The organism is Afipia birgiae 34632 (assembly GCF_000308295.2).
Taxonomy (GTDB): domain Bacteria; phylum Pseudomonadota; class Alphaproteobacteria; order Rhizobiales; family Xanthobacteraceae; genus Afipia; species Afipia birgiae.
Genome location: NZ_HG326652.1, coordinates 2,012,288 through 2,019,714, shown reverse-complemented (window position 1 = coordinate 2,019,714; position 7,427 = coordinate 2,012,288). Strand labels below are relative to the sequence as shown.

Annotated in this window: 6 protein-coding genes; 4 read left to right on the top strand and 2 right to left on the bottom strand. The window is 59.7% G+C overall.

Going from position 1 to position 7,427, the window contains the following annotated elements:
* A partial coding sequence (locus BN32_RS09590) for an SDR family oxidoreductase (RefSeq protein ID WP_019197956.1) occupies positions 1 to 662 on the bottom strand: 662 nt, incomplete at its 3' end.
* 111 nt (positions 663 to 773) lie between these two features.
* Entirely contained in the window at positions 774 to 2,636 is a 1,863-nt protein-coding gene (locus BN32_RS09585) for an IlvD/Edd family dehydratase (RefSeq protein ID WP_244438163.1), read from the bottom strand.
* A 218-nt stretch (positions 2,637 to 2,854) separates the two neighbouring features.
* On the opposite strand from BN32_RS09585, the gene BN32_RS09580 reads away from it, so the two are divergent.
* The 4 genes from BN32_RS09580 (at position 2,855) to BN32_RS09565 (ending at position 7,404) form a co-directional block, all read left to right on the top strand.
* On the top strand, positions 2,855 to 3,922 hold the full coding sequence (locus BN32_RS09580) for an ABC transporter ATP-binding protein (protein WP_019197954.1): 1,068 nt from the start codon (positions 2,855 to 2,857) through the stop codon (positions 3,920 to 3,922).
* A 77-nt stretch (positions 3,923 to 3,999) separates the two neighbouring features.
* Positions 4,000 to 5,325 carry an ABC transporter substrate-binding protein gene (locus BN32_RS09575; RefSeq protein WP_019197953.1) on the top strand — a complete coding sequence of 442 codons (1,326 nt, stop codon included), beginning with the start codon at positions 4,000 to 4,002 and terminating at the stop codon, positions 5,323 to 5,325.
* A gap of 120 nt (positions 5,326 to 5,445) precedes the next feature.
* Complete coding sequence (locus tag BN32_RS09570; protein ID WP_040426205.1) at positions 5,446 to 6,405, top strand: carbohydrate ABC transporter permease; 960 nt, start codon at positions 5,446 to 5,448, stop codon at positions 6,403 to 6,405.
* Positions 6,406 to 6,492: 87 nt separating this feature from the next.
* Positions 6,493 to 7,404 (top strand): carbohydrate ABC transporter permease, encoded by a 912-nt coding sequence (locus BN32_RS09565; RefSeq protein WP_019197951.1) that lies wholly within the window; start codon positions 6,493 to 6,495, stop codon positions 7,402 to 7,404.
* The last annotated feature ends 23 nt before the right edge of the window (positions 7,405 to 7,427 follow it).

The following is a 7,427-nucleotide window of genomic DNA, read 5'->3' as shown; positions in this document are numbered from 1 at the left end:
AGCGCGAGTGAGGCGATTTCGTCGGCAGTGCCGAGCCGTCCCATCGGCTGGCGGCTGACGAACATTTCGCGGCCGCCGGTACCCAGCGCAGCTGCGCGGCCGAGCATCGACGGTGTTTCGATGGTGCCGGGGCAGATCGAGTTACAGCGGATGCCCTTGGTGATGAAATCGACAGCCACGGCGCGGGTTAATGCCGCGACGGCGGCCTTCGTCGCGCTGTAGACGTAACGATTTGGCGCCGCCTTGAACACACCGGCGGCAGAAGCGATGTTCACGATCGATCCGCCGCCGCCCTCCAGCATCGAAGGCAGGAACGCGCGGATTGTGCGATGCATCGACTTGACGTTGAGGTCGAAGGAAAAATCCCAGTCAGTATCGGAACAGTCCAGTACGGTGCCGTTGTGGACGAAGCCTGCGGCATTGAGCAGGATGTCGACCTTGCCGACCTTTCTGGCCATCGCTTCGACTGCCGCTGTGTCGCGCACATCGAGTTTATGTGTTTCGGCGACGCCTTCCTTTTTCAAGGCGGCGAGGCCGACCTCATCGATGTCGGTCGCGATTACGGTAGCGCCTTCGCGGGTGAAGGCGAGGGCGCAGGCGCGGCCGATGCCCGCAGCGCCTGCGGTCACGAACGCGCGCTTGCCTTTCAGTCGGTCAGACATGTTTTGTCCTCATGTTGATTGGTTGTCATTGCGAGGAGCGAAGCGACGAAGCAATCCAGTTTTCCGTCGTTATTTTCTGGACTGCTTCGCTGCGCTCGCAATGGCGCCGACTTAGTGATTATCCCGTGCGACGCCGATGGTGCCCGCGATGTTGCGATAACGCGTCGCAAGCTCGAGGCACGCTCCGGTCGCCTGCTGGCCGACGGTGTCGCGATAGAGCTCCTGCCATGGTGTCTGGTTCTTCGGGTAAGGGAAGCCGCCCTTGGCCATCAGGTCGGCATGGCGTTTCTTCACCTCGGCATCTGAGATCAGGATGTTCGCCTCGCCCTTTTTGAGGTCGATGCGCACGCGGTCCCCGGTCTTCAGGATCGCGAGCCCGCCATTGGCCGCAGCTTCCGGCGACGCATTGAGGATCGACGGCGAGCCGGATGTGCCGGATTGCCGTCCGTCGCCGATGCAGGGGAGTGAGGTGATGCCCTTTTTGATCAGCGCAGCAGGCGGCTGCATGTTCACGACTTCCGCGCCGCCGGGATAGCCGATCGGCCCGACGCCGCGCACGAACAGCATGCAGTGCTCGTCGATATTCAGGGATTCATCGTCGATGCGGTGATGATAGTCCTCCGGTCCCTCGAACACGATGGCGCGGCCCTCGAAGGCTTCGGGGTCCTTGGGGTTGGAGAGATAGCGGTCGCGGAATTCCTTCGAGATCACGCTTGTTTTCATGATCGCCGAGTCGAACAGGTTGCCGCGCAGGACGAGGAAACCGGCATCCTTTACCAGCGGCTTGTCATAGGTGCGGATCACGTCGCTGTCGGGCGCGGCCGCGTCCCTGCAGTTCTCGCCCATGGTCTTGCCGTTGACGGTCAGCGCGTCCTCATGAATGCGCTTGTGCTTCATCAGTTCGCGCACCACCGACGGCACGCCGCCTGCGCGGTGATATTCCTCGCCGAGATAGAACCCGGCCGGCTGCATGTTCACCAGCAGCGGCACGTCGTGGCCAATCGTCTGCCAGTCCTCGATGGAGAGATCGACGCCGATATGCCGGGCCAGCGCGTTGATATGGATCGGCGCGTTGGTCGAGCCGCCAATCGCCGAATTGACAACGATGCAGTTCTCGAACGCCTTCCGGGTCAGGAAGTCGGAGGGCTTGAGATCTTCCCACACCATCTCGACGGCGCGTTTGCCGGTTTCATAGGCAATCTGGCCGCGCTCGCGGTAAGGCGCCGGGATCGCCGCGCAACCGGGCAACGAAAAGCCGAGTGCTTCCGCAAGCGAGTTCATGGTCGACGCGGTGCCCATGGTGTTGCAGTGACCGACGGACGGCGCGGACGAGGCCACAATATCCATGAATTCGTCGTAATCGATCTTGCCGGCCGCCATTTCCTCGCGCGACTTCCAGACGACGGTGCCGGAGCCGGTGCGTTCGCCATTGAACCAGCCGTTGAGCATCGGTCCGCCGGAGAGAACAATGGCAGGAATGTTGACAGTTGCTGCGGCCATCATGCAGGCGGGGGTGGTCTTGTCACATCCCGTGGTGAGGACCACGCCGTCGAGGGGATAGCCGAACAGGATTTCGACCAGGCCGAGATAGGCAAGGTTGCGGTCGAGCGCGGCGGTCGGGCGCTTGCCGGTTTCCTGAATGGGATGGGTGGGGAATTCCATCGCAATGCCGCCGGATTCGCGGATGCCTTCGCGGACCCGCTGCGCTAGCTCGATATGATGCCGGTTGCAGGGCGAAAGGTCATTGCCGGTCTGGGCGATCCCGATGATGGGCTTGCCGGATTGGAGCTCATGCCGGGTGAGCCCGTAGTTCAGATAACGCTCGAGATAGAGCGCCGTCATTCCGGGGTTGTCCGGATTATCGAACCAGAGCTGGGAACGCAGTTTTCGCTTTGCGCCATTTTTTGTTGCGGCGTGGTCGTCGTTTTTTTTCACAAGATTTCTCCCGCACTGCACACTTGTGCATCCGCGCATAGGTAATGTTTGCATGTCGAAGCGGCATCTGCAACGCTGTCAGTTCAAACATCCGATCTTTGGGACAGAACCGGAAATCTCTGCTAATACGTCTGTCTAATAGCAAGAACGGGCAAACCGCAGAGAATAGGTCGACGCGCTTCCGAACATCGAAACAAAAAACAGAGCAGCGACGGCTTTCGCCGGACGACGCCGAGGCGACAGGGAGGAGAAGCTATATGGCGTCCGTGCATATTCACGACGTGCGTAAATCGTTTGGCGGATTTGAAGTTCTGCACGGCGTGACTGTTCCGATCGAGGACGGGGAATTCGTCGTTCTGGTCGGTCCCTCCGGTTGCGGCAAGTCGACCTTGTTGCGGATGCTGGCCGGTCTGGAAAAGATTTCTTCGGGAACGATTTCGATCGGCGATCGCGTGGTCAACGATGTCCAGCCGAAAGAGCGGGATATCGCCATGGTGTTCCAGAATTATGCGCTGTATCCGCATATGACAGTAGCCAAGAACATGGGGTTCTCGCTCAAGCTGCGTGATGCGCCGCAGGGGGAGATCGACAAGCTCGTGCAGCGGGCTGCCGACATCCTGGCCTTGACGCCACTGCTTGACCGTTATCCGAGGCAGCTGTCCGGCGGGCAGCGTCAGCGCGTCGCCATGGGCCGTGCTATCGTGCGCGATCCCCAGGTATTTCTGTTCGATGAACCGCTCTCGAATCTGGATGCGAAGCTGCGCGTCGCCATGCGCACCGAGATCAAGGAACTGCATCAGCGGCTCAAGACCACGACCGTCTACGTCACTCACGACCAGATCGAGGCGATGACCATGGCGGACAAGATCGTCGTCATGCATGACGGAATTGTCGAGCAGATGGGCTCGCCGCTCGAACTTTATGATCATCCGGACAACAGGTTCGTCGCCGGCTTCATCGGTTCACCGGCAATGAATTTTCTCGAAGGCAGGCTGGTTGGCAGCAACACGCCTCACGTCGAAACCGCAAATGGCAGCAAACTTCCGCTGGCCGCGTCGCGCACTGGCCTGGATGGCAAGCCGGTGATCTACGGCATCCGCCCGGAGCACCTGGAGTTTGCCGACGACGGCATCGAAGCCGAGGTCATTGTGGTCGAGCCGACGGGATCGGAAACCCAGATCGTCGCCCGCATCGGTCAGCAGGATCTGATTGCAGTCATTCGCGACCGTCGTCCGGTAAAGCCCGGCGACAAAGTCAGGCTGCGGCCGAATCCGGCAGCGGCCCATGTCTTCGACAAGGAGACCGGAAAGCGTTTGATCAACTAGCGTTACGTTGCACCGAAAATCATAGCCAACAGCCGGCCGAAACAATCAAGAGCCGGTACAACAGGGAGAAGTCAATTATGAGCAGCTTCACACCAGATCGCCGTTCGCTTCTGAAAGGCGGCGCGTCCGTACTCGCGGGCGCTGCGACCGTATCCGCCGATCAACTGCTTGGTTTCGCCAAGGCTTGGGCGCAGACCGCACAGTGGAAGCCGGAAAAGGGCGCCAAGATCAATCTGCTGCGCTGGAAGCGGTTCGTGGAAGCCGAAGATGTCGCCTTCATGAACATCATCGCAGCCTTCACCAAGGCCACCGGCGTTGAAGTCAATGTTTCCAATGAATCCTACGACGATCTTCAGCCCAAGGCGTCGGTTGCGGCCAACACCGGGCAGGGCCTCGACATGGTGTGGGGTCTTTATTCGCTGCCGCATCTTTTGCCGACGAAGTGCGTCGACGTCACGGACGTCGCCGATTATCTCGGCAAGAAGTATGGCGGCTGGGCCGAGTCCGCGAATGCCTATGGCAAGGCGAAGGACGGGAAGTGGATCGGCATCCCGGTCGCCTGCACCGGCGCGCTGATGAACTACCGCATCAGCTCGATGGAAAAGGCCGGATTCAAGGAGTTCCCGAAGGACACGGCGGGCTTCCTCGAACTGTGCAAGGCGCTCAACAAGAACGGCACGCCTGCAGGCATGGCGCTCGGCCACGCATCGGGCGACGCCAACACCTGGTTGCACTGGGCGCTGTGGACGCATGGAGGCTACCTCGTCGACAAGAACGACAAGGTGATCATCAACTCACCGGAAACCGCGAAGGCGCTCGAATACATCAAGGAGCTTTACGGGACCTTCATTCCCGGCACAGCGTCGTGGAACGACAGCTCGAACAACAAGGCATTTCTAGCCGGACAGCTTCACTGTACCGTCAACGGAATTTCGATCTACGTGACGGCATCGAGGGAAAACAAGGCGATCGCCGACGACATGAACCACGCCTATATGCCGATCGGCCCGGCTGGCAAGCCGACCGAACTGCATCTGCCGTTTACGATGCTGACCTTCAACTTCACGAAGTATCCGCAGGCGTGCAAGGCACTGACTGCGTTCATGATGGAGGCCGATCAGTTCAATCCCTGGCTGACGTCTGCGTCGGGTTATCTGTCGCCATTCCTCAACAGCTATGACAACAACCCGGTATGGACATCGGATCCGAAGAACACGGTGTATCGCGACGTTGCCAAGCGCACGTTGACACCAGGCGGTCTCGGCTCGCTCGGCGAAAACGCGGCGGCGGCGATTGCCGACTTCGTGGTCGTCGATATGTTCGCCAACTACTGCACCGGACGTGAGGATCTGAAGGGCTCGATCGCCTTCGCCGAACGTCAGGCCAAGCGGTTGTATCGCTAACTTCTAGCATCGCCGGCGCGGGCACATCTCGCGCCGGCGATGTTCTAAATCAACCATCTGTGCGTGATCTTTCCGCAAGGCCGGTTTCCATTTGCGGACGATGCGACAAAGGTTCGGACCATGACCGCGATCCCTGCAAGCGCACCCGCCGCGAAGCCTTACGTCAGCACGCAGTCGACCTGGCAGCGCCTGATGACGAATAACAACTGGGTCGCATTCTGGTTCATGCTGCCTGCGGCGGGTTTTCTGATCCTGTTTCTGGCTTATCCGCTCGGCCTCGGCGTCTGGATGAGTTTCACAGACGTGCGCATCGGCCGCGACGGCGTTTTCATCGGGCTCGAAAACTATCAATGGCTCTGGGAAGACGGCGTCTTCTGGCTGTCGGTATTCAACACGCTCGTCTATACGATCGTCGCCAGCGCCATCAAATTCGCGCTTGGGCTCTATCTCGCGCTGCTGCTCAATCGCAGCATGCCTTTCAAGGCGCTGATCCGCGCCGCTGTGCTGATCCCGTTCATTGTGCCCACGGTTTTGTCGGCGATCGCGTTCTGGTGGATTTACGACTCGCAGTTTTCGATCATCTCGTGGTCGCTGACCAAAATGGGGTTGATCAATCAGAACATCAATTTTCTGGGCGACTCCACCTGGGCGCGCGTCAGCGTCATCATCGCCAACATCTGGCGCGGCGTGCCTTTCGTCGCGATCACGCTGCTGGCCGGCCTGCAGACGGTGTCGCCCTCGCTCTATGAGGCCGCAACGCTCGACGGCGCGACCAACTGGCAGCGCTTCCGCTACATCACCTATCCGCTGCTGACGCCGATTATCGCGGTGGTCATGACATTCTCGGTATTGTTCACGTTCACCGATTTCCAGCTGATCTGGGCGCTGACGCGCGGCGGTCCGGTCAATGCCACGCATCTGATGGCGACGCTGAGCTACCAGCGCGGTATTCTCAGCGGCCGGCTGGGCGAGGGGGCGGCGATTGCAACCGCCATGATTCCGTTCCTACTCGCAGCCATCACCATCTCATGGTTCGGTATGCAGCGGCGCAAATGGCAGCAGGGGTCCGACAATGACTGATCACGCCGCGCCGCTGAAGTCTCTGGTTTTGCGCGAACGGGGCAAGCCCCGCGCGCGCATGGCGCAAATGGCAGCAGGGGTCTGACAATGACTGATCACGCAGCACATCCGCCAGCAGCCGCAACGCAGTCGTCGACCGACAACAGCGAGGGCATGAGCTATCTCGAGACGCTGCCCAGCAGGATTGTCACGCTCTATATCCCGCTGTTCATCATGGTCGTGATCCTGCTGTTCCCGTTCTACTGGATGGCGTTGACATCGATCAAACCCGACGAACAGCTGATCGACATGGAGACTTACAACCCGTTCTGGGTTGTTAAGCCGACGTTGAAGCATATCCAGAAGCTGCTGTTCGAAACGCAGTATCCTCGCTGGCTGTGGAACACGATGTATGTCGCCGGTGCGGCAACACTTATCTCGATCATTGCCAGTGTGCTGGCGGCCTACGCCATCGTCCGCTTGAGGTTCAAGGGCGCCAATGCCGTCAGCGCCTCGATTTTTCTGGCCTATCTCATTCCGCCGTCGATCCTGTTCATCCCGCTGGCGTCGGTGATCCATTCATACGGCCTGTTCGATTCGCCGCTGTCGCTGATCCTGGTCTATCCGACGCTGTTGATTCCGTTCTCGACCTGGCTGTTGATGGGGTACTTCAAGACCATTCCCTATGAGCTGGAAGAATGTGCGCTGATCGACGGCGCCAGCCGCTGGCAGATTTTGACCAAGATCGTATTGCCGCTGGCGGTGCCGGGGCTGATATCAGCGTTCATCTTCTCGTTCACGCTGTGCTGGAACGAGTTCATCTACGCGCTGACGTTCCTGTCCTCGACGCAGAACAAGACGGTCCCCGTCGCCATCGTCAACGAATTTGTCGACGGCGACATCTACAAATGGGGGTCGCTGATGGCGGGTGCGCTGGTCGGTTCGCTGCCGCTGGTCATCCTCTACGCCTTCTTCGTCGAGCACTACGTGTCCGCGATGACCGGTGCGGTGAAGGAATAGGCTTGATATCAAGAAGAAACTTC

Excerpts from the sequence above, each read along its gene's own strand:
- BN32_RS09565 (WP_019197951.1), top strand. The coding sequence starts at position 6,493 with ATGACTGATCACGCAGCACATCCGCCAGCAGCCGCAACGCAGTCGTCG.
- BN32_RS09570 (WP_040426205.1), top strand. The coding sequence starts at position 5,446 with ATGACCGCGATCCCTGCAAGCGCACCCGCCGCGAAGCCTTACGTCAGC.
- BN32_RS09575 (WP_019197953.1), top strand. The coding sequence starts at position 4,000 with ATGAGCAGCTTCACACCAGATCGCCGTTCGCTTCTGAAAGGCGGCGCG.
- BN32_RS09585 (WP_244438163.1), bottom strand. The coding sequence starts at position 2,636 with ATGCGCGGATGCACAAGTGTGCAGTGCGGGAGAAATCTTGTGAAAAAA.
- BN32_RS09580 (WP_019197954.1), top strand. The coding sequence starts at position 2,855 with ATGGCGTCCGTGCATATTCACGACGTGCGTAAATCGTTTGGCGGATTT.